The organism is Geobacillus sp. C56-T3 (genome assembly GCF_000092445.1).
Taxonomy (GTDB): Bacteria; Bacillota; Bacilli; order Bacillales; family Anoxybacillaceae; genus Geobacillus; species Geobacillus thermoleovorans.
This window is the reverse complement of record NC_014206.1, coordinates 3,349,810-3,373,879: the sequence shown is the minus strand read 5'-3', so window position 1 is coordinate 3,373,879 and position 24,070 is coordinate 3,349,810. Positions and strand designations below refer to the sequence as shown.

The window sequence follows — 24,070 nt, the reverse complement described above, 5'->3', positions numbered from 1 at the left end:
TTTCTTCTCCCAATGGAAAAAAGCATTTCCTTTCATGGCTTTCATACGATATACTGAAAATATAGAACATTGCCGCGCCTCATCTTGAACATCCACTCAGGACAAGACGACAACAAACGAAAGGGGCGGCGAAGGGAGAGGACGCATCCGTGAAACCGAATCACGCCTTCTTTGCCGCTGCCATGGTTTCGTCCTTTTTTCTTGCCCCGGATGACAGCCAGGCGGCGGAATGGAAAAAAGGCATGAGTTCCCCTGAAATCACACAAATCCAGCAGCGTTTAAAGGAACAAGGTTTTTTTACATACCCAAAAGCGACCGGCTACTTTGGCGCCATTACCGAAGAAGCGGTCAAAGCGTTCCAACGGGCGATGAACTTGCCGGCGACCGGCATCGTCGATGACGCCACCTACGCGAAGCTGAAAAAGCCTGCGTCAAACGACACGCTCGCCATCGGGTCCCGCGGTGCGGCCGTCAGTGATTTGCAGCGCTGGCTGAAACAGCTCGGCTATTTTCGCTATCCGCAAATCACCGGCTACTACGGCGCCGTAACCGCCGATGCGGTGAAGCAGTTTCAACAGGCGAACGGACTTCCCGCCACCGGCCGGGCGGATCGGGCGACGCTTGAGCGGCTGAAGCAAAAAGCAACAAGTCAGCCGGCCACGTCATCTGACGCGCTGACGATCGGTTCGCGCGGCGACGACGTCCGCAAGCTGCAGCAGCAGCTTAAACAACTCGGCTACTTTACGTATTCGGACATCACCGGCTACTATGGGGTGCTGACCGCCGACGCGGTCCGCCGCTTTCAACGCGACAACGGCCTGCCCGTGACCGGCGCGGTCGACAACCAAACCGCCGCCCGCCTCGCGAGCGCGGTAAAAGCGAAAACGACCTCCCCTGCACTGATCGAACGCGAGCGTCAAGCTGTTCGCCTCTCCATCGGCGCGCTCGGCGAAGACGTCAAGCGCATTCAGACAAAGCTGAAAGAGCTCGGTTACTTCTGGACGGCCATCACCGGCTACTACGGCACCGCCACCGCCGATGCCGTCCGCCGTTTCCAACAAGCGGCCCAACTCCCCGCAACCGGCGTCGTGGACGGCGAAACATACGAGCGCCTGATCGGACAAGCCCCTGCGGCGAAGCTGGACGTCATCGAACTCGTCGCCGATGCGGCTGAGCTGCTCGGAACCCCATACGTTTGGGGCGGCGATGCGCCGGAAGAGGGATTTGACTGCAGCGGCTTCATTTTCTACCTTTTCCAGCAACAAGGCATCACCGTGCCGCGCACCGTCGCCTTGATGTGGAATGCAGGCGCATCGGTTTCCGCTCCGGAAGTCGGCGACATCGTCTTTTTCGCCACGACCACGAATAGCCCGTCGCACGCCGGCATCTATATCGGCAACGGCCAGTTCATCCATAGCGGCGCTTCGACCGGCGTGACGACGAGCCGCCTCGACCAATCGTATTGGAAACAGCGGTACTTGGGGGCGAAGCGGTTCTTTTAGCATGCTGGAACGACAACGATGACCAAAATGAGGAGGAAAACGAAGATGAAGCATGCATCCCAAATGGCAGCCGCCATCTGCCTCGCCGCCGCCATCGCCCTCGGAGGAAATGGACAAACGGTTGACGCCGCCGTCCAATGGGGGCAAGTCCAATGGAAACAAGGCATGATCGGCAAAGTCGTCATTTTGCGCGACACGCCTCTATACCGCCTGAACGGAGCCGCATGGCAGTCCGCCATGACGGCGAAACAAGGGCGCGAGTATCGCGTCTACAGCCAAAAACGGGCAGGCGGCGCCGTCTATTACAGCCTCGGCGGCGGACTGTATGCCAAACAAGGGGACGCCATCCAATACGTGCCGTTCACAAAAGACGAACTTCTCGCCCTTGTCGCCCGCTCATTGAAAGGGCAGTACATTCTTCAGGCAGGAAATGAATCCGTCCCGTTCGTCATTGAGCGGCAAAAAGGCAGCCGCTTGTTCGGTTGGTACTTATACGGCCAAAATATGTCATTGCCGCTTGAAGGCCGCATCGACGGCGCCGCGGTGACGCTCTCCATTTATTTCAACGACAACGCCGAAGCGATCGCCGACTCGATCTCTTACTTAAAAGCGTACAACGTGCCGAAGGAAGAGATCGAAAAAATCGCCGAACAGCTCGCCAACAGCGGCGACTACGCGATGCAGCTGCAATTTTCCATCACGAACAGCCCAGAACAATTCGCAGGACAGTTCCGCTTTCTCGATTTGTACTTGGATGACCGCTATGACGTCGTCAAAATGACGCTCGGCCAACCGATGGACGTCACGGTGAAGAAAAACGATTGATGTTTTTGCACAAAATGTTTGCCAACCAAAACCATCAAACTGCCAAAATATTGTTCTAAATTTCTGTTACAGGCATATTCATATCAATGTCGCCATCGATGGAAATAATTTCAAAGGTATATTCTCTAAAAAATTTGTATTTAGGGCTAGAATTTAGAAGGAAAATGTATTATTACTCACATTTCGCACCCTAACAAGGTCAAAACAAAGGATTTTTTATTTAGTTTTTCAGAATAACTTTTTGACCAACACAACGAGCGATGGCAATCCTTTTTTTACCATCGCTAGTCGTTCTGTATCATGTTAGACGTAGATGCTCTCATCCATGCCCAATCCCTGCAGAATCCTTCGCTGATCCGGGTTGAGGGAGCGATCCAGTGCGCGTTGGATGCGTCCATCCGGCAGCTGGAACAGGACGACGTTCACATATTGAAACAGCTGAAAAATCGCCTGCCCGGTTGGCCGGGTCAGCTTGCGGCCTCCAGCCCCTTTTAACGGGTGTTCCGGTGTGATGAACTGACGCACCCGGCGCTGAAAAACGCGGTAAATCGCCAAGGCCAAGAGAAATAGATAGCCCAATACGGCAACTCGTTCTGGCTTTTTGACATAAATCTCATCCGTGAAAAACGGATCTTTCAAAAACGCGAAGTTCATTTCCACCGAGATTTGCCCTTTATACAGCTTCAAGATCTCTTGGGCATCCATTTGTTGGCCCTTCCATTCCTTCGGAACGGTCGTGACGAGGACAAACCGGGACGCTTTCCGTCTTGCCTGTTCCCATGCCGGTTGGTCGAATTCGACGTTTAGGCGAAGGGTGTACAGCGTCTCCGTCTCGGGTTCCGCCCCTTTTTTCGGCCGTCCTCGCCGTTTTTTCGGACGCACGATCTCTTCGACCGCGGCCTCCACTCGATGAAACCGAGGGCGAAGGGACGCCTTGAGGGACGTCAAGGCTTGTTCGGCGTCTTCGCGGCAGGAGAAGGGGTGGCGCTCCCAACGGACTTGTTCCTCACGAAGAAGCTCCGCTTCTTTGACCCGCTCTTTTTCGAGCGTCTTTCCTTTGCGCTGGTCGAGCGCGCTCGATTCAACGACGATCAGCCGAACCGGGTGGCCTTCATAGGTCGCGGCCGTTTCCCATACCCGGTACGTGGCGCCGTTTCTCTCCGCCAGGGTAAAGGGTTCGCTCCACGGGATGTGAGGCGAATCGGCCTCCGCTAATGCCCGTTTCACGATTCGAAGCGACGAAGGGCCTCTGGTGATCAAAAAGGCTCGGGCGGCTTTTGTCTGCGCCAAGGTGTCTTTCGTCATCGCGGCGGAATCGGCCACGTAAATCCATTCGTCGTCGATCTTGGCTTGTTTGAACTGTTCGTGGATCCGCGACAGCACCTCAGGATTCCACGCCTTATCCGATAGATTGCCGTCATGCACATCGCCGTAAAACGGGATGCCGTCCTCGTTGCCGACCAGCCCGAAGCCGATCTGTTTTTGCCAACGGTGATGGCGGTTATAGCCATGTGTGATCTGCAAAGCCTCCAACGAGGCCGATTCATACGCTCCGTAAACCGTCTTGTCCGTCGTATCAGCGTGAAAGGCTCGGAGGGAAAGGCCTTCTTTGCGATAAATGTGAATCAAGCAAGTGCTGATGACCTTGTGAATATCGGCCTCATACAAGCGGTCGAGATGACGGGCCAAGGCATCGTCGTTCAACCAGGAAGGCTGGAGACCGGGACGGATGAGTTTCTCCAGATCGATCTCCTGAGCCCATCGTTCTAAGTGAACCAGGGCTTGCCGGCCGTCAAATAGATTGTAAAGGATGGCTTGAACGGCATCGCTGACTCGCGTTTGGCATTGTGGATCGACGGGCACAAGATGGTCAATCAAGTGGGGGATGTCGAGTTTTTTGACTAGAACACTTATTATATTCAAATAACCATTACGATAGACCCCTTTGACTTTCACATTCATGAGAGAAAAACTCCTTTACGTTCCTTGTGTGTCAAGGATTCATTCGACATCGGAACAAAAAATCCTCCCGATTTTCGTCGGAAGGGTGCGAAATGTGAGTTATTATAGGAGACGTGGAGCATTAAGGAATGATGTGAAAGTGCTAGCACTGGATGATAGCCTTGCTAATAAGTCTATCATCTAGACACACAGGATGATCTTGGTTCATGTTAGCACCTTTTAGGCAATGAATCTACTAAACGGAAACGTTTAGTACCCATTGCTCTAAAGTTTCATAAAAACGAAGGGGGATTTTGGGCTTTATGGACAAAAAGAAAGCAGTCAAACTCGCCACAGCCAGCGCTGTAGCAGCGAGCGCTTTCGTCGCCGCCAACCCGCACGCTTCCCAAGCGGCAACGGATGTTGCGACGGTCGTGAGCCAAGCGAAAGCGCAAATGAAAGAAGCATACTATACGTACAGCCATACGGTAACGGAAACGGGTAAACTCCCGAACATCAACGATGTGTATGCCGCCTACAACAAAGCAAAACAAGCGTATGCAAACGCTGTCGCTGTCGTGAACAAAGCCGGCGGCGCGAAAAAAGACGCGTATTTGGCTGACTTGCAAGCTACATACGAAACGTATGTATTCAAAGCCAACCCGAAATCGGGCGAAGCGCGCGTGGCTACGTACATCGACGCTTACAACTATGCGACAAAATTAGACGCGATGCGTCAAGAACTCAAAGCAGCCGTCGATGCGAAAGATCTGAAAAAAGCAGAAGAGCTTTACCACAAAATTTCGTACGAGCTCAAAACGCGCACGGTCATCCTCGACCGCGTATACGGTCAAACGACGCGCGACCTGCTTCGTTCGCAATTCAAAGCCGAAGCGCAAAAACTGCGCGACAGCTTAGTTTACGACATCACGGTTTCGATGAAAGCGCGTGAAGCGCAAGACGCCGTCAAAGCCGGCAACCTGGACAAAGCGAAAGCTGCGCTTGACCAAGTCAACCAATACGTATCGAAAGTAACCGATGCGTTCAAAGCTGAACTGCAAAAAGCAGCGCAAGACGCCAATGCGGCGTATGAAGCGGCATTGACGCCGAAGGTTGAGAGTGTAAGTGCGATTAACCTTAAACAAGTTAAAATTACATTTAACAAAGATGTAGATGTAACAACTGCTGAAACTGTCGGTAACTATACATTCCCAAGTGCAAGCGGTTTAACAGTAACTAGTGCAAAAGCGAACGGCAAAGAAGTCGTCCTAACACTGACTAATAGCGCTGCTCAGCAACAAACTGCTGATTTAACAATTGAAAATGTAAAAACTGTAAATGGGGAATTGATCGGAAAAACTACTAAATCGGTTAAATTCTTGGACGTAACAGCTCCGACTGTTGCTAGTGTTGAAGCAATTGGACCGAAGACGTTGAAGGTAAAATTCTCTGAAATCCTTTCAACGGTTCCAACCTTCACATTGGATGATGGAACAATTGCTATTGTAAACGCAACATTTACTCCAGGTTCTGACGAGGCAGTATTAACTCTTGGCACTCAACCAGCTTCGGGTACCCATAAATTAAAAGTAAAAGATGGTGCGGACTACGCTGGTTTCAAAGTTGAGGAAGTAGTTAAAGAATTTACTTTTGCGACAGACGCTACAGCTCCAACTGTAACAGTTAAATCTGCATCTCCTAAGAAAATTGTTCTTGAATTCAATGAAGATGTAACAAATGTTATGGATGCAAACGTTGAATTCTATCACACTTACAAAGGTGTTGCTGCATATAAAGCAACTAAAACTTTAAATGGTAGAGAGCTTACTTTAGATTTCGCTAACCCGCTTCCAGAAGGTCCGTTCAAATTATTCTTAAGCTATGTTGATGAGAAAGGCGCTCAAATTGCTGACCTCTGGGGCAACAAAGTGCCTGCTCAAACGATTACAGGCAATGTAACTGTAGATACAGTGGCTCCAACAGTGACAAAAGTTGAGGCTGTTTCGAATACCCAAATTAAAGTAACATTCAGTGAAGAAGTAACTGGTGGAGATGTATTAGGTAACTATACACTTAAAGACGCAGCAGGTAATACAGTGAATCTGATCTCTGTCAGCACAACTGATAACAAAACGTTCACAATTACTACGCCAACGTTAAACGGCGGTTCTTACACATTAACGATCAAGAACGTAAAAGATAAGTCTATTAACGAAAATAAACTTGCTGATTACACTACAACAGTAACTGTTAAAGATGTTGTGCCTCCTACAGTTTCTGACTTAGACAGCAACGCACAAGGTATTCAAGCACAACTATTATCTACTAAGAAAGTTAAGATTGTATTCAGCGAAGTAATGGACAAAGCTTCTATCGAAAACAAACTTAACTATTTATTTGGAGGCGCAGCATTAGACAGCAAAGTTACTGTAACAGCAGTAGATGGAAATAAAGCTGTAATCCTTGACTTTACCGACGCAACACAAGATCCAGCAGGAAAGACAATTCAAGTATTGCGTGTTCTTGATGCTGCGGGTAACCCAATCGCTGCAGCTTCTACGGATGTTCAAGTGCCATCAACAGTTTCTGCTCCATTATTTGATAAAGCAGAAGCAACTGGTAAAAATACAGTTAAGCTTTACTTTAAAGAAGTCATTACGGGTGCGCAAGCAGATGACTTCGAAGTTAGTGTTGATGGCGGTAGCACTTGGGCTCAAGCTGGCGGGCTTTCCAACGAAGTAGTAGATGGCAAGTCTGTCATTACCTTGACTACTACTAATAGCGTCAACATCCCAACAAATGTTCAGAATGTAAAAGTAAGAACAGCAACTTCCAATGTTGACGCTAAGAACAGCTTCGGTGCAGCCGTAAATTTGGGAACTAGCGGTGTACCGGTTGCTGATAAGTATGCGCCAGAAATGACAGCTGCTGTAGCGAAAGATCTAGACGGAGACAACTTTGTTGACACCTTTGAGGTGACATTCAGCGAAAATCTGTATGTGCCGTCTGTAAATGATTCAGACTTCTTGATTGAAGGTTATACTGTTAAATCAGTGTCTGTAAACGGCAATGTGGTGACTATCACAGTCCAAGAGAAAACAACGAATGATTTAGCAGCAACTCCGAAAGTGGCTTTAGTGGGTCCAGTTGAAGATGCAGCTCGTAATGTGAAAGCTTCTCAAGATGGCATTACTGCAACAGCAGCTGATGCTGCTACAGTTGCTACAGCAAAAGCCAACTTAAATTTGACTGTAACAAATCCAACAGGTGCTACTTCAACAATTACATTGCCGTCTACTCAAGATGGAGCTACAGTAACTTGGGCAATTACGTCTGGTGGAGGAACAATCTCTAATGGAACGTACACTACACCAGCACGTACATCTTCTACCCAAACTGTAGTATTAACTGCAACAATCACTAAAGGTGCATCGACTGCAACTCAGACATTTACAGTTACAGTTGGAAATAATGTTGACAGTAATTCAGATGGAACATTTGATAATGCTACAACTGTAACAAAGAATTGATATATTGATAGTTTTTGTAATATGACGGAAGGAAGGCTCTGAGAAGAATTTCTCTAGGGCCTTCCTTTCTGACTTATTTTAACCATCCCATCGGCGAAAATCTTTGAAGCATTGACAGAGATATCACCAACTCACATTTCGCACCCTAACAAGGTCAAAACAAAGGATTTTTTATTTAGTTTTTCAGAATAACTTTTTGACCAACACAACGAGCGATGGTAATCCTTTTTTTACCATCGCTAGTCGTTCCGTATCATGTTAGACGTAGATGCTCTCATCCATGCCCAATCCCTGCAGAATCCTTCGCTGATCCGGGTTGAGGGAGCGATCCAGTGCGCGTTGGATGCGCCCGTCTGGCAGCTCCAGCAGGATGACGTTCACATATTGAAACAGCTGAAAAATCACCTGTCCCGTTGGCCGGGTCAGCTTGCGGCCTCCAGCCCCTTTTAACGGGCGTTCTGGTGTGATGAACTGACGCACCCGGCGCTGAAAAACGCGGTAAATCGCCAAGGCCAAGAGAAATAGATAGCCCAATACGGCGACCCGTTCTGGTTTTTTGACATAAATCTCATCCGTAAAAAACGGATCTTTCAAAAACGCGAAGTTCATTTCCACCGAGATTTGCCCTTTATACAGCTTCAAGATCTCTTGGGCATCCATTTGTTGGCCCTTCCATTCCTTCGGAACGGTCGTGACGAGGACAAACCGGGACGCTTTCCGTCTTGCCTGTTCCCATGCCGGTTGGTCGAATTCGACGTTTAGGCGAAGGGTGTACAGCGTCTCCATCTCGGGTTCCGCCCCTTTTTTCGGCCGTCCTCGCCGTTTTTTCGGACGCACGATCTCTTCGACCGCGGCCTCCACTCGATGAAACCGAGGGCGAAGGGACGCCTTGAGGGACGTCAAGGCTTGTTCGGCGTCTTCGCGGCAGGAGAAGGGGTGGCGCTCCCAACGGACTTGTTCCTCGCGAAGAAGCTCCGCTTCTTTGACCCGCTCTTTTTCGAGGGTTTTTCCTTTGCGCTGGTCGAGCGCGCTCGATTCGACGACGATCAGCCGAACCGGGTGGCCTTCATAGGTCGCGGCCGTTTCCCATACCCGGTACGTGGCGCCGTTTCTCTCCGCTAGGGTAAAGGGTTCGCTCCACGGGATGTGAGGCGAATCGGCCTCCGCGAGCGCCTGTTTCACGATTCGAAGCGACGAAGGGCCTCTGGTGATCAAAAAGGCTCGGGCGGCTTTTGTCTGCGCCAAGGTGTCTTTCGTCATCGCGGCGGAATCGGCCACGTAAATCCATTCGTCGTCGATCTTGGCTTGTTTGAACTGTTCGTGGATCCGCGACAGCACCTCAGGATTCCACGCCTTATCCGATAGATTGCCGTCATGCACATCGCCGTAAAACGGGATGCCATCCTCGTTGCCGACCAGCCCGAAGCCGATCTGTTTTTGCCAACGGTGATGGCGGTTATAGCCATGTGTGATCTGCAAAGCCTCTAATGAGGCCGACTCATACGCTCCGTAAACCGTCTTGTCCGTCGTATCAGCGTGAAAGGCTCGGAGGGAAAGGCCTTCTTTGCGATAAATGTGAATCAAGCAAGTGCTGATGACCTTGTGAATATCGGCCTCATACAAGCGGTCGAGATGACGGGCCAAGGCATCGTCGTTCAACCAGGAAGGCTGGAGACCGGGACGGATGAGTTTCTCCAGATCGATCTCCTGAGCCCATCGTTCTAAGTGAACCAGGGCTTGCCGGCCGTCAAATAGATTGTAAAGGATGGCTTGAACGGCATCGCTGACTCGCGTTTGGCATTGTGGATCGACGGGCACAAGATGGTCAATCAAGTGGGGGATGTCGAGTTTTTTGACTAGAACACTTATTATATTCAAATAACCATTACGATAGACCCCTTTGACTTTCACATTCATGAGAGAAAAACTCCTTTACGTTCCTTGTGTGTCAAGGATTCATTCGACATCGGAATGAAAAAATCCTCCCGATTTTCGTCGGGAGGGTGCGAAATGTGAGTCACCAAAGAAACGATTAAGGCCATTACCGCCGTTCTTCAGAAGCACGCAAAGAGTTGAAGCGGTTATGTGCGTGTCATTTTTCGATGGATGGGACGGTGTGGCTAAGGCGGAGGTTGAAGAGGGAAACGGGGGATTAGGAATGGCGCATGTATTTCAAATCAAAACAAAACCGCATGGGTTTCAGCGGTACGACGAATTCATTCGCGACCAGGTCATTGGGATTGGCTGGACGCTGATTGGCAATTTAGACGGCATAAGCAAAGATGAACGGAGAGAGCGATTGCGCAACGTGTACCATTTCGGGGGCGAAGCTTGGCAACGCTCTTGGCGCGATCTGGACGTTTGTCCATACGATGGAACAAGGGGATGTCGTGTTGGTTCGCCATGGCACATGGCTCAGCATCGGCATCATTGGCCCCCATCGCTATGTGAAACATCTCGACAATGATATCGATGGGTTTTGCCACCAGCGATCGGTGGAGTGGAAGATCATCAATGAAAATGTTCGGTTGTATAATGAGAAGGTGCATGAAACATTGCGGCACCCGGGAGTTGTGACAAAAAGCAAATATACTGTACACGAGCTTCAACTAGGGATTGAATGGTGAAGCAGGAACGTTTGGGGCATATATGAAATGGTTCAGAGGTCGAAAATAGTCATTTCGTCTCACTTCCTTGCGAAGAAAATCATGGTACAATCATGATAAAGGTACAGCTAAGGAAACTTAGCGTCACAAAGCTACAGGGGCTAAGGGGAAACCTATGCCAGCCAGCTGCCATTACCAAAAAATAAAAGGAGGAATTGGTAATGTTAAAGAAAGGATGGCCGATTTTGGTGGCGTCGATGCTTGTCGCCTCTCCGGCGTGGGCGGCCGCCAAGCCTGCGGGCAAAGCGCATGAGCGCGAAACGATGGTGAAGAAAGTGGAAGTCGTCGTCAAGAAGAAGACGGAACAAAAGGAAACAGAGGCGAAGAAAAAACAGGAATCGTCCAAGCAACAAAAATGGCTTGCGCAAAAGTTGGCGCAGTTAAATAAAAAAGTAGGCCAAATTGAAGAGCGGTTAGACAAAGTGACCGCTCGCATTCAAGCATTGAGCGAAGCGGAACCGGCGACGGATACGCAAGCCTCGCCGACGCCTGCGGATTCGTCACCAACGGGCGAGCCGTCCGCTTCTCAACCGACAGAAGTCACAGCGGCAACTGACGCTCCGAGCGGACAAGCCATAGCGGCCAATGACGCTGCCGCTCCGGATTCCAGCGGGCAAACGGCAACGGAGGCGCCGTCTCCGACTTCTCCACAACCTGTTGGTGAAGACCAAGAGGAACTCGATGAAGAAAAACAAGCGCAAATCGATGGCTTCATCGGCCAGCTCATCGCGCTGTCCAACCAGCTGCGGGCGGTGACGAATGAAATTCGCGCTCTTGAAAAGAAAGTCGGCGCCAACAACGCAGACATTCAGAGGGTAAAAGAAAAAGTCAACGCGTTGAACGACCAAGTGCAAGCGAACAAAAAGGCGTTGCTTCAGTTGCTGTAGAAATCAAAGGAGAAGGCGTCCCAAAACGTTGGGGCGCCTTTTTGCATTAACGGAAGGACGTCCTTATTCCCGTTTTTAAGGAAAAAATGAATTTCATCAAGAACTTTTGAATGATTTTTGGCATAAACTAATCCATATATTCCGCTTTTTGAGGAAACATACAATGGAAAATCAATCGTTCTTCATTTATAATTTATTGTAGAGGCAACGTCAAACGTTTTATGAAAACTCCACACGGACCATCCCATTGAGCATCGCAGGGATGTTCAAGGTTGGATTCGTCATTGTAGATATACGGGAGGTGAAGTGTATGGTAAATACAAACAAAATTGTAGGCCAGAATGTCAAAAAATATATAGAAGGGAAAGGCATTAAACATTCATGGGTGATGGAACGCACTGGTATTAAGAAGACAGCTTATTATAATTTCTTGAAAGGCGAAGGAAATGTGGAGGAGTATGTTGCAAAGATCAATAAGCTGTTCCGCATTCACGATCTGTTCTTTTTTTACAAGGCAGATATGGAGTTAAATGGAAAAACGTTTGGCCGCAGCCGATCTGATTCATTTATGAATTATGTGGCCCTTTCGTTTCACGGTGCAGTGGACGAAGAATTAAAAAAGGGCATGCATCTTTTCAGCGAATTTGTTGAACTGATCGATGTGTTAAAATCAGTGACAAATTCGGAACATCCAAGGGGGTAGTCCATTGATTACAAAAGACAATCTTGAAATGATTGTAGAGCATAACAAAACACATTTGCCGAAAATGAAAAGGGCAATGGACCGTATATACTCCCTCGGAGATCCTCTTGCTCATGTAAAGCCGCTTGATTTTATAAAAACTTATCTTTACGAGCATGCAAATGTATTGCAGTTTCCGATTCAAAATGCTGACTATGGTGGGCTTGTGTATTACTATAACGGTGATTATTATGTCCATATTAACACGGCACAGCCGAGAATATATGAAAATTTCATGTGGGCGCACGAGTTTTATCATTTCTTTTTTGACAGAGAGAAAATTAAGAGCCCTGACCAAAATTTTATCATGATTGATCATATTTATGATGAAAAAGAGCGGCTTCCTAATCTCTTCGCTGCCGAATTTTTAATTAATGATTTTGTGTTGGAAAGAAGTTTTCGATTTTTGGAGACCGCTCACATGAAACAATCTCTCCCCCAAAAAATTATGCGATTAATCAGTGTCTTCCAGATCCCGTACAAAGCGTTAGTTGTGAAACTTGCTCAAAACGAATTGATCACGATTAACGAAGCGAAAGATGCATTGGACTATGATTATAGAAATCGTATTCCCCATGATATAGACAAATCATTGTTCGAGCCTAGTTATACGATAAACATCAGCGGGTTTGATGAATTATATGAAAAAGCAAAAGGATTGATGTATGAGGAGGATCTTCAATCGATTAAAAAATTTTATGATAAGCTATATGAACAAGTGTTGGCGTCAGTGCATGATCAAAGGGGGACTAAAGGATGAAGGTCCTCGATTCCCCTGTTTTAGAATCCGTTCGCCCGTTTATTTCAGATAATACGCTCCAACTGTACCAGTCACTAAATGAACATCAAGCATTTTATATGTTAGATAATATGATCTTAACGAAATTCAGAAAACAAATATCAAATTTGCCGCTTTTGCTGCAGGCATTTCATCAGTCTCCGATTTTTCTTATTCCTGATGCAGTGTTAGAAGAGTCTTGTAGGAATATACCCACAAAGGAACGGTATCATGAGTATTACTTTGAGCTTTTCAAACAATTATCGGCGGAGAAACAGCTGTATATTCTATCGATGCAAACCATTTATCAATTATTAGAGAAAGGAATGATGAAAAGGCAACGCATATTGGATGTGATGAGACAACTGGCTTTGCAAGCTTTTAGAGTAAATAGAGATATTATTCATAACCTGGAACGATGTGAATTATCCTCCATTTCGGATCTTCCCAAATTGAGACAAATCATTTTACATAACGGGAATAATGCAGGAGAGCGCTTTATTTGTTTTTTCTCATTATTGCTTGTTCATCAGTACTACGGTCCTGCCTATATATGTAGTGATGACGGCAAAGGTGTATATACGATGTATAATACTTTCGTAAATAATGAAAGTCTATTTGGAATATTAGGCATCGATGATTTTTTAGAGTTTAAACAGCAATACATCCTGCTGTCTTATGACCGTATTTTACAATTATCTATTCAGAATACGAAATTAAGCTCCGAAGAAATCTATGCTTTTGTGCACAGCAGCGGCCGAAACGAGTCAAGGAAGGTCATTTATTCATTAGATGGACAGCCATTGCATACAGAAATAAAAAATGCCAATTTGGCAAAATGGATAGAAGAAGGGAAAATAGAGATTTCCTTTTAACGGAGGGGCATCCGTTGCTTTCGCAAAAGTTGCGAAAGCTCGATAGAGGCAGAGAGCCGCAAGGAAGATCCGTTATGAAAAAGCTTATTTTGTTGAAATCAAACATTCAAGCATTGAGCGAAGCGGAACCGGCAACGGACACGCAAACGACGCCTGCCGATTCAGCGTCAACGGGCGAGTCGTCCGCTTCTCAACCGACAGGAGCCGCAGCGGCAACTGATGCTCCAAGTGGACAAGCCATAGCGGCCAGTGACGCTGCAGTTCCCGCTTCCAGCGGACAAACGGCAACAGAGGCATTGTCTCTGACTTCTCCACAGCCCGTTGCTGAAGACCAAGAGGAATTCGATGAAGAAAAACAAGAGCAAATCGATGGCCTCATCGGCCAGCTCATCGCCTTGTCCAACCAGCTGCGGGCGGTGACGAATGAAATTCGCGCTCTTGAAAAGAAAGTCGGCGCCAACAACGCAGACATTCAGAGGGTAAAAGAAAAAGTCAACGCGTTGAACGACCAAGTGCAAGCGAACAAAAAGGCGTTGCTTCAGTTGCTGTAGAAATGAAAGGAAAGGGTGTCCCCCAGATGGCGGGACACTTTTTTACATTAACGGAGAATGTTGATGGATGTGTTCTCCAGGGGCTACGATCATGGTGAATGATGGATTCTTTTTCACTATCTCCCGAGACAGACTGTGTTTTCCTAATTTTCGTCTCCCTTGAAATCATGAAGGTGATGGCTTCTTGCTGAGCTTGAAGATCCGAAGCAGGATTCCATACTTTGATTGCGTTTTCTATTGTTTTTGGTAAGCTGCTGTGAAGGATTTAGGTGTTTTTTTCTAACAATTTTGTGTTTTTTGTGATATGATGGCAATGGTACAAATTTTTCGAATCACTAGAGGGGGATGGGCATTGAAAAAACGGAAGAAATACTCGGCGGCGAGCGTGGTGTTGGCGTTGGGGCTGCTTGCTCCGGCTGTGTTGCCGACCGCAGCGGGCGCGGAAGACCGAGATGTCGTCAAGCTGCGCATTTTAGAGACGACGGACGTACATATGAATCTCGTCAACTACGATTATTTCAAAGATAGTCCGACGAATGAGTTCGGGTTGTCGAAGACGGCGCGTTTGATCGAGCAGGCGCGCGCTGAGCAGCCGAATACGCTTCTGTTTGACAACGGGGATTTGATTCAAGGAACGCCGCTTGGCGACTATGTGGCCAAAGTGAAGCCGCTGCAAGACGGAGAAGTGCATCCGGCGGTGAAACTGTTGCATTTGCTGAAGTACGATGCGGCGACGGTTGGGAACCATGAGTTCAACTATGGCTTGGATTTCCTCAATGAAGTGTATGACGATGCCAAGCTGCCGATCGTGAATGCGAACGTGTACCGTGACGATCATGACCAAAATCCGGATAACGATGTCAACTATTTCACGCCGTATCAAATTTTAGAGAAAGAAGTCGTTGATGAAGACGGGGAGAAGCATACGCTGAAGATCGGCGTCATCGGCTTTGTGCCGCCGCAAATTATGGATTGGGACAAAGCGAATTTGCAAGGGAAAGTGATTGCGAAAGACATTGTGCAGTCGGCGCAAAAGTATATTCCAAAAATGAAAGCGGAAGGGGCCGATTTGATCGTTGTGCTATCGCACTCGGGCATTGAGACCGGCGGAAACAGCCCGAATATGGAAAACGCATCGTATTATTTAACGCAAATTCCGGGGGTCGACGCCGTGTTGACCGGCCACCAGCATAAAAAATTCCCGGCCCTTCCAGGCACAACACCAGATTTTCCGGACGGAAACGGAATCAACAATGAAACCGGCACGATCAACGGTGTTCCGGTGACGATGCCGGGTTCATGGGGCGATACGCTCGGCGTGATCGACTTGACGGTCGAGCAAGTCGACGGAAAATGGAAAGTGACGCAAGCGAAAGCCCAACTCCGTCCAGTGTATGACAAGGCGACGAAAACGCCGCTTGTCGACAGCGACCCGGCCGTTGAGCAGGCGATCCAAGCGGAACATGAAGCGACGATTCAGTACGTCCGCAGCCCGGTTGGAAAAACAACGAGCCCGATCAACAGCTATTTTGCGCTTATCAAAGACGATCCGTCCGTGCAAATCGTCACGAATGCGCAAAAATGGTATGTCGAAAAGATGTTGAAAGGGACGAAATATGAAGGCCTTCCGGTGCTGTCGGCCGGCGCTCCGTTCAAAGCCGGCGGACGCGGCGGGGCGAGCTACTATACCGACATCCCGGCAGGGGAAATCGCCATTAAAAACGTTGCTGATTTGTACTTGTATCCGAACACGGTGTATGCGCTGAAAATTACGGGAGCCGAGTTGAAAGAATGGCTTGAGTGGTCGGCGGGGCAATTCAACCAAATCGACCCGAACAAGACAGACGTTCAGCCGCTCATCAACAATGACTTCCCGACGTACAACTTCGACATTATTGATGGAGTGACGTACGAGATCGATGTCACCGAGCCGGCGAAATACGACAAAAACCAAAATGTGATCAATCCGAACGCGAGTCGGATTAAAAACTTGAAATTCGAAGGCAAGCCAGTGACGCCGAACATGGAATTTATCGTCGCAACGAACAACTATCGGGCGACGACAAACCGGATCATCAATCCGGGCGGGAAAAACACGATTTTGGCTGCGCCGGATGAAAACCGGCAAGTGATCATCGATTACATTCGGGAAAACGGAACGATCAACCCGTCGGCGGATGGCAACTGGCGGTTTGCGCCAGTGAAAGGGAAAGCGCCGGTGACCGTCACGTTTGAATCGTCGCCGGAAGCGCAAAAATACTTGCCGCAAGACGGCAGCATCCGCTATGTCACCGCCTTGCCGAGCGGATTTGCCCAATATGAATTTGCCTTGCCGCTTTGGAAGGAAGAAAAGCCCAACCCGCCAAAGCAGCCGGAGAAGCCAACCACTCCTCCAGGCCAAGTGAAAAAAGTGTACTGGGATGGCGTGGAGCTGAAAAAAGGGCAAATCGGCCGCTTGACGGTGCAAAAGCCGATCAATCTATGGAAGCGGACGAAGGATGGGCGCCTTGTGTTCGTCCGCATCTTAAAGCCTGGGGAAGTGTACCGCGTCTACGGGTATGACGCGCGCTTCGGCGGGCAGTACGCGGTCGGCGGCGGGTATTACGTGACCGACATCGACACGCACATCCGCTACGAAACGCCGTCAAAGGAGAAGTTGAAGCAAGCAAATGGATGATAACATCAAACACGGCCTTGTGCCGCCATTCATGGCGGGCAAGGCCGTGTTTTTTGCCTCAATGATAGAGCGGAATGTCTTTACAACGCGATCGCAGGCATCAAGGCCATGCCACCAACCGTGGTTCGGTCCAACGGACGAATTCACCAGTCCACGGTCGGGTTGTGATCGGCCAAGCGATGGTAGAGACGGTCGTTTTTCTAGGAACCCAAACCGAAACCGAACCGCCATTGACTTTGAATTCTCTCCATCCATCACTGTTGATGGTGACGGTGTCACTCCGGTTGCCGGTAAGGTCATAGAACACTTTTCCGGCGTGTTGTTTGCCAACGTACATCCATTTGCTTCCTCCCGGCCCATCGGTGATCAGTGCGGCCAGTCCGGATCCTGGTTTTTCAGTGACGCCTTCCCTTGTCCACCCGATGATGTCGGAGTGATCAAGATAATCATGTTGCGTTCCGTAAGCATAATCCCTGCGCGCGATGAGGAGCGGATCGATTTTGCTTTTCAGCGAAGGAATGTTATATTGTGGGATGCCATAATAGTCACCATAAAAGACGCACGGGTATCCTTCCTGCCGAGTTAGAATAAAGGCGTAAGCCAACGGTTTGAACCATGGGTCGACCCATGACTGCAGCGCTTGGCCGGGTTCGGTGTCATGATTATCAACGAAGGTGACGGCCAATGTCGGTTGATCTTTCATGAGAGTATTGGTCATTAACGTGCGCATATCAAATGCGCCCCCTGATTTGGAAGCGGTATAAAATTTGTTGTGTAACGGGGCATCAAACAAAGACATCGTTCCGTTTGTTTTCGTAATGTAATTGTGCAACTTGTTGATGTCATAGCTCCAATATTCCCCGACGGTAAATAGCGGCTTGCCAGTCTGAGAACGCACATACGACAACCAATCAGGAAAAAAACTGAACTTAATATGCTTGACGGCATCAAGCCGGAACCCATCAATGTTCGTTGTGTTGACATACCATTTCCCCCAGTTTTTCAGCTCGGTCACGACTTCGGGATGATCCATATCAAGGTCGGCATACATTAAGTAGTCATAGTTTCCGTTTTCTGTGTCTACTTCCCAATCCCACGCTTTGCCGATGCCGCGGAATTTGTAAATGCGGCTCAATTTTCGGCTTTCGTCCCAATCAACGCCGTCAAAATGGTACCAGCGCCACTTAAAGCTGGAGTAGGTGTTGCCCCGCCCGGGAAAATCAAATTTCGTCCATGCTTGGATTTGATAGGTGCCCGAGATTTCTTGGTTGCGGTCGGACGGATTGACTTCGACGGCGTCCACCCATTCCGTGCCGTCAGCGCCGCCTTTATGGTCGAACACGACATCGGCGTACACTTGCATTCCAGCGGCGTGGGCGGCTTGAATGGCTTGAAGATATTGAGCTTTTGTTCCGTATTTTGTGCGGACGGTCCCTTTTTGATTGAATTCGCCGAGGTCATACAAGTCGTATACTCCGTACCCTACGTCGCTGCGGCTTGTTCCTTTGTAAGCGGGCGGCAGCCAAAGAGCGGTGATGCCAAGGCTGGATAAGTTGTTGGCTTCATTGGCCACTTTGGTCCATAACGTGCCATCATCCGGCAAGTACCATTCAAAATACTGCATCATGGTGCCGTTAAACGGTGCGGCAGCCTTGGCGGGCTGTCCTGTTGGGCAGAACAGCGAGGCAGTGAGCAAAAACGCGAGCAGGAACATCCATCCTTTTCGAATGATGCGGTGAAACGTTAGCACAATGCCCTTCCCCCTTAATCAAATGTTACATTCGACGGTTTGGCTTCCAAAAAATTAAGGGAAACGATTGCATAAAAAGAGTAAAAAGGGAGCAAACCCTCGAACGTTTACGTCTATTATAATTTTTATTTGTAATCGTTTTCAATATCGAATTTAAACAATTTTGAGTTTGACATGAATCGAAAATAGAACAACGGAACGATTCGTTTTTCAACAAGGGGAAAATATAGTTGAAATATTCTGTTTATTCGTATAAGATAAAGATTGATGAAATCGTTTGCATCAACCATTTTGTGCAAACGATTGCACAAAGAATATAAAAAGGAAAGGAGAGAAGGAAGTTGGCCAAACAAAGGAGAAGGGAGCGGGGGATGATCAAGAGGGCAAGGAGAATGCTATCATTGGTTTTGGCATCGGTGTTGTTGCTGGCATTGACTCCTTTCCAGGCGGTTGCCGCTGCGAACGAGGCAGGAAGTTCTAGCGCTCTAGGGAATGGAGCGCATCGGTGGACGGCCGAATCCACGGCCTCGCAACCACGGACGATCACGCTAGTCGGCAATTTGCAAGATGAGTTGGGCCATACGGCGGAATGGGATCCGGGGGCATTGGCGACGAGGATGCATGATGAAGGGAATGGGCTTTATACATTCACCGGGACGCTGCCAGCCGGGACCTATGAGTACAAAATTGCGGTCAACGGCAGCTGGGATGAAAATTACGGCGTCGGCGGCCGCAATGGCGCAAATCTGGTGTTGAAGCTGGATCGGCAAACCGAGGTGACGTTTTATTACAATGACCGGACGCATGCGATCGCTGATTCGACATGGTATACGGCGATTGCGAAGGAGAAACAGCCGCGTCTTGTCGGGACGGTGCTGCCGGCCATCGGCTATGAGGGGGAGAGCAACGGATGGACTCCGGGGACATCGACGGCGCTGTTGACCGATGATGATTTTGACTCGGTGTACACGTTTACGGCGCAGGTGCCGAAAGGATCGTATGAATATAAAATTGTCCTCGGAAACAATTGGAACGAGAGCTACCCACAAGAGAATGCACGCTTAAATGTTTTGGAAACGACGATCATTACATTCTTCTTCAATGCGAAAACAAAAGAGGTGTACACCGACTACAACCCCAATGGCTCTGACGGTGTTGTTCAGAAAGACCGATTAAAACACAATACATGGGATACGCTGTACCGCCAGCCGTTTGGTGCGGTGAAAGCGGGAACGAAGGTGACGCTTCGTCTGGCGGCGAAAAAAGGCGATTTGACGAAGGCGGATGTGTATGTGAAAAATGCGACGACCGGAACCGCCAAAGTCTACACGATGGAAAAAGTCGGCGTGCTCGGGGATGATGAATATTGGGAGGCTGCGTTTACCCCTTCTGCGCCGGGGGTATACGGTTATAAATTTATCGCTGTCGATGCCGGGATGAAGGCGGAATATGGTGAAGATACGAAAGAAGGACAATGGGGGAGGGCGGTCGACAAAAATGCGGGGCTGTTTCAGCTGACCGTCTATGATCCGAATTACAAAACACCAGATTGGATGAAAGAAGCGGTTGTGTATCAAATTTTCCCGGATCGGTTCTTTAATGGCAACCCTTCAAATGATAACAGCAAGCAGCAGGCACGCGGGGCGCAGCCGATTGAGCATCGCGATTGGTCGGATTTGCCCGATAATCCGCGCCTGAAAGGAACGAGCGGCTACGATGGCGACGGCGAATGGTCGAATGACTTTTTCGGCGGAGACATCGCCGGAATTGAACAAAAGTTGGATTATTTGCAGTCGCTTGGAGTGAACACGATTTACTTAAATCCGATCGCCAATGCGCCATCGAACCATAAATATGATGCGAGCAATTACAAAGAATTGGATCCGATGTTCGGTTCCCCGGAAGAATTCCAATCGTTTGTGCAGGCGCTTGCGAACCGGGGGATGCATCTCATCTTAGACGGGGTGTTCAACCACGTATCCGACGATTCGATTTACTTTGACCACTACCACCGCTATCCGACCGTCGGCGCGTATGAATATTGGGAAGCGGTTTACGATTTGATAAATGAAAAAGGATTGAGCGAGGAAGAAGCGCGGAAACAAGTGGAAGAGAAGTTCAAACAAGAGGGACAGACGTTCAGCCCGTATGGGTTTCACCTTTGGTTCAATATTGAAAACAAAAAAGTCGATGGCCATTATCAATACCAATCATGGTGGGGCTATGACAGTCTGCCGGAGTTTAAGTCGGTGACGGGGGAAAAAGTGCCGAATCCGAGTGAATTGAACAACGATGCGCTCGCGAATTACATTTTCCGTGAATCGGATTCGGTGGCGAAAAGCTGGATTGCCCGCGGCGCCTCCGGCTGGCGGTTGGATGTGGCCAATGAGGTGGATCCGGCGTTTTGGCGCGAGTTTCGCCAAGAATTGCTTCAAGGGTCGTACGGCCGCGGTCCGACGTTAAAAGAGGGGGAGCAGCCGCTCATTTTAGGGGAAATTTGGGATGACGCATCGAAATATTTTCTAGGCGACCAGTACGATTCCGTGATGAACTACCGGTTCCGCGGGGCGGTGCTTGACTTTTTGAAAAACGGAAATGCAGAAGAGGCGGACAAGCGACTGACGGCCATAAGGGAAGACTACCCAAGTGAAGCGTTTTATGCGCTGATGAACTTAATCGGTTCGCATGACACGGCGCGGGCGGTCTTTCTGCTTGGGAACGGAACGGATTCATCCGAGCGGGCGGAGCTTGATCCGAATTATAATGAGGAACTTGGGAAAAAGCGGCTCAAGCTGGCGGTGATTTTGCAGATGGGATACCCGGGAGCTCCGACGATTTATTACGGCGATGAAGCGGGAGTAACAGGCTCAAAAGACCCAGACAACCGCCGCACGTATCCGTGGGGCAAAGAAGATCAAAATCTGTTGTCCCATTATCAGAAAGTGGGGCACATTCGCCAGCACCATCAATCGCTGTTGGCCCATGGCGACATCAAGACGGTGTATGCGCAAGGGGATGTATACGTATTTGCCCGCCAATACGGGCGTGAAGTGGCGCTCATTGCTGTCAACCGCGGCAATGAGGACAAGACGGTGGCGCTTGACGTCGCTTCGTTGCTTCCGAATGGCACCGTACTCACGGATGAGTTGCATGATGGCGGGAAAGCTACGGTCGCTGGCGGAACGTTGACGGTCACGATTCCGGCCCTGGATGGACGGATGATGTTTGGGGCGGTGACGGTGGAAATGCCGGCAGCAGTCAGCAATTTGCAGGCGAGCGCTTCGGATGGCCGTGTCATGTTAACGTGGGAAGGAAATGCGTCGAGATACCGAATTTACGAGTCCACGTTAAAAGGGGCCGGTTATACGATGGTGCAAGAGACGGAAACAACTTCGGCCACGATCGGTTCGTTGACGAACGGAACAGCCTATTACTTTGCCGTTGCGGCGGTCGATGAAAACGGGAATGAATCACCGAAGGTCGAAACGAATCGCGTCGTTCCTCATTACCCGCTGACGAGCGACAATGTCCAGTTCGTGACAACGTTAAGCGATGCCACACTGGATTTGTCAAAGCCGCAGCAAGTGGATGTCCATGTCAACATCGACAATGTGACAAGCAAAGGAGCAGCTGATGGGTTGCAAGCGGTGTTGCAAGTGAAAGGCCCGCATGACGAAACATGGAAAGAATACAGAGCGGCTTACCAAGGACAAGACGGCGACGCCAACGTGTTCCGAGCTGCCTTCACTCCGCTCGCCGCAGGGACGTATACGTATCGTTATGCGCTGACGACCAACCTTGGCGAGGAGTGGATGTATACAGGAGAGAAGCAAGTGACGTTTGCGGCAGACAACAGCGATCAAATAGCGCCAGCAGACGCCATCGAGCTGCGGCAGCCTGCGGTTGAATCGGGACAAGTGAATTTATCATGGACGTTTGTTGGGAAAAAAGATGGGGATGCTTATTTGTTAGCCATCGAGCGCAACGGTGATATCGTGCATACAACCACTTCGATCGGCGATTCATTTACAGACTACGATGTCGAAAACGGCACCGAGTACACGTATGTTGTCAAGTTGTATGACCGCGCCGGCAATGTTGTGGCGTCGAACACGGTCAAGGTGACGCCGGACATTGTGATGGTGAAGGTGATTTTTAAAGTGAAAGCGCCGGATTATACGCCGCTCGATGCCCGCATTACGATTCCGAACAGCTTGAACGGCTGGAACACAGGGGCCTGGGAGATGTCGCGCAACGGTGCGGTGACGCCCGATTGGCAATTTACCGTCGAGGTGCAGGAAGGGGAAACGATCACCTATAAGTATGTGAAAGGTGGATCGTGGGATCAAGAGGGGTTGGCCGACCATACGCGTGAGGACGACAACGATGATGACGTGAGCTACTACGGCTATGGGACGATTGGCACCGACTTGAAAGTGACGGTCCACAATGAAGGAAACAATACGATGGTTGTGCAAGACCGCATTTTGCGTTGGATCGATATGCCAGTCGTCATCGAAGAGGTGCAAAAACAAGGGAGTCAAGTGACGATCAAGGGCAATGCCATTAAAAACGGCGTTTTGACAATCAATGGCGAGCGGGTGCCGATTGATGGCCGGATGGCATTCTCGTACACGTTTGCGCCGGCCAGCCATCAAAAAGAAGTGTCGATTCATATTGAACCATCGGCTGAAAGCAAAACAGCCATTTTCAACAACGACGGCGGAGCGATTGCGAAAAACACGAAAGATTATGTGCTGGATTTAGCAACGAAGCAATTGCGCGAAGGGAAGTTGACAACGCCGCCAAGCAACGGCGATTCTCCGGGAAGCGAAACGCCGTCCCATGACGGAGGGGCAACACCAGGCAACGGCACCTCTCCAGGCAGCGGTGGTCCATCGGATGGCACATCCCCTGGGGGGAGCGTTCCGCCGGGCGGCACAGCTCCACCGGGAAACGGAGCACCTCCATCCAGACCGCCGCAAAAACCGTCTCCATCGAAACCAAAAGAGAAACCGAGAAAGCCAACCACTCCTCCAAGCCAAGTGAAAAAAGTCTATTGGGATGGCGTGGAGCTGAAAAAAGGGCAAATCGGCCGCTTGACGGTGCAAAAGCCGATCAATCTATGGAAACGGACGAAGGATGGGCGCCTTGTGTTCGTCCGCATCTTACAGCCTGGGGAAGTATACCGCGTCTACGGGTATGACGCGCGCTTCGGCGGGCAGTACGCGGTCGGCGGCGGGTATTACGTGACCGACATCGACACGCACATCCGCTACGAAACGCCGTCAAAGGAGAAGTTGAAGTTGGTGAATGGGGAGTAAGCAAGAAAGCGAGGCTGTCCGA

General features: G+C 49.3%; 14 protein-coding genes and 1 riboswitch. Of the genes, 11 read left to right on the top strand and 3 right to left on the bottom strand.

The window, feature by feature from the left end:
- Window positions 1-149: 149 nt before the first annotated feature.
- The gene (locus GC56T3_RS16695; RefSeq protein WP_013146482.1) at window positions 150-1,502 is read left to right on the top strand and encodes a peptidoglycan-binding protein; all 1,353 of its coding nucleotides are present in this window, start codon (window positions 150-152) and stop codon (window positions 1,500-1,502) included.
- Between the two features lie 45 nt (window positions 1,503-1,547).
- The gene (locus tag GC56T3_RS16690; RefSeq protein ID WP_013146481.1) at window positions 1,548-2,327 is read left to right on the top strand and encodes a hypothetical protein; all 780 of its coding nucleotides are present in this window, start codon (window positions 1,548-1,550) and stop codon (window positions 2,325-2,327) included.
- Window positions 2,328-2,630: 303 nt separating this feature from the next.
- Here the strand turns inward: GC56T3_RS16690 and GC56T3_RS16685 are convergent, their stop codons facing one another.
- Window positions 2,631-4,289 (bottom strand): IS1634 family transposase, encoded by a 1,659-nt coding sequence (locus GC56T3_RS16685; RefSeq protein WP_041468546.1) that lies wholly within the window; start codon window positions 4,287-4,289, stop codon window positions 2,631-2,633.
- A gap of 302 nt (window positions 4,290-4,591) precedes the next feature.
- Here GC56T3_RS16685 and GC56T3_RS19015 point away from each other — a divergent pair, with 302 nt between their 5' ends.
- Window positions 4,592-7,798 (top strand): immunoglobulin-like domain-containing protein, encoded by a 3,207-nt coding sequence (locus GC56T3_RS19015; protein WP_013146480.1) that lies wholly within the window; start codon window positions 4,592-4,594, stop codon window positions 7,796-7,798.
- 258 nt (window positions 7,799-8,056) lie between these two features.
- Here the strand turns inward: GC56T3_RS19015 and GC56T3_RS16675 are convergent, their stop codons facing one another.
- Window positions 8,057-9,715 carry an IS1634 family transposase gene (locus GC56T3_RS16675; RefSeq protein WP_041468191.1) on the bottom strand — a complete coding sequence of 553 codons (1,659 nt, stop codon included), beginning with the start codon at window positions 9,713-9,715 and terminating at the stop codon, window positions 8,057-8,059.
- A 365-nt stretch (window positions 9,716-10,080) separates the two neighbouring features.
- Between GC56T3_RS16675 and GC56T3_RS16670 the strand changes: the two genes are divergently transcribed.
- The 7 genes from GC56T3_RS16670 to GC56T3_RS16640 all read left to right on the top strand — a co-directional run bounded on the left by GC56T3_RS16670 (window position 10,081) and on the right by GC56T3_RS16640 (window position 16,974).
- Window positions 10,081-10,425 (top strand): hypothetical protein, encoded by a 345-nt coding sequence (locus GC56T3_RS16670; protein ID WP_013146479.1) that lies wholly within the window; start codon window positions 10,081-10,083, stop codon window positions 10,423-10,425.
- Window positions 10,426-10,515: 90 nt separating this feature from the next.
- Window positions 10,516-10,598, top strand: a riboswitch (cyclic di-GMP riboswitch).
- 27 nt (window positions 10,599-10,625) lie between these two features.
- Complete coding sequence (locus GC56T3_RS16665; RefSeq protein ID WP_013146478.1) at window positions 10,626-11,351, top strand: hypothetical protein; 726 nt, start codon at window positions 10,626-10,628, stop codon at window positions 11,349-11,351.
- A 310-nt stretch (window positions 11,352-11,661) separates the two neighbouring features.
- Complete coding sequence (locus GC56T3_RS16660; RefSeq protein ID WP_013146477.1) at window positions 11,662-12,054, top strand: hypothetical protein; 393 nt, start codon at window positions 11,662-11,664, stop codon at window positions 12,052-12,054.
- Between the two features lie 4 nt (window positions 12,055-12,058).
- Window positions 12,059-12,853 (top strand): ImmA/IrrE family metallo-endopeptidase, encoded by a 795-nt coding sequence (locus tag GC56T3_RS16655; protein WP_013146476.1) that lies wholly within the window; start codon window positions 12,059-12,061, stop codon window positions 12,851-12,853.
- On the top strand, window positions 12,850-13,746 hold the full coding sequence (locus GC56T3_RS16650) for a hypothetical protein (protein ID WP_013146475.1): 897 nt from the start codon (window positions 12,850-12,852) through the stop codon (window positions 13,744-13,746). Before GC56T3_RS16655 ends, GC56T3_RS16650 begins: the two co-directional genes overlap by 4 nt.
- A gap of 74 nt (window positions 13,747-13,820) precedes the next feature.
- Window positions 13,821-14,297: a hypothetical protein gene (locus GC56T3_RS16645; RefSeq protein ID WP_049775759.1), complete on the top strand. Its 477-nt coding sequence runs from the start codon at window positions 13,821-13,823 to the stop codon at window positions 14,295-14,297.
- 352 nt (window positions 14,298-14,649) lie between these two features.
- Window positions 14,650-16,974, top strand: a complete 2,325-nt coding sequence (locus tag GC56T3_RS16640) for a bifunctional 2',3'-cyclic-nucleotide 2'-phosphodiesterase/3'-nucleotidase (RefSeq protein WP_013146473.1) — start codon at window positions 14,650-14,652, stop codon at window positions 16,972-16,974.
- Window positions 16,975-17,074: 100 nt separating this feature from the next.
- On the opposite strand, the gene amyS is transcribed toward GC56T3_RS16640, so the two are convergent.
- The gene (amyS, locus tag GC56T3_RS16635) at window positions 17,075-18,688 is read right to left on the bottom strand and encodes an alpha-amylase (RefSeq protein WP_369769996.1); all 1,614 of its coding nucleotides are present in this window, start codon (window positions 18,686-18,688) and stop codon (window positions 17,075-17,077) included.
- A gap of 428 nt (window positions 18,689-19,116) precedes the next feature.
- Here amyS and GC56T3_RS16630 point away from each other — a divergent pair, with 428 nt between their 5' ends.
- Entirely contained in the window at window positions 19,117-24,048 is a 4,932-nt protein-coding gene (locus GC56T3_RS16630) for an alpha-amylase family glycosyl hydrolase (protein WP_227456670.1), read from the top strand.
- The last annotated feature ends 22 nt before the right edge of the window (window positions 24,049-24,070 follow it).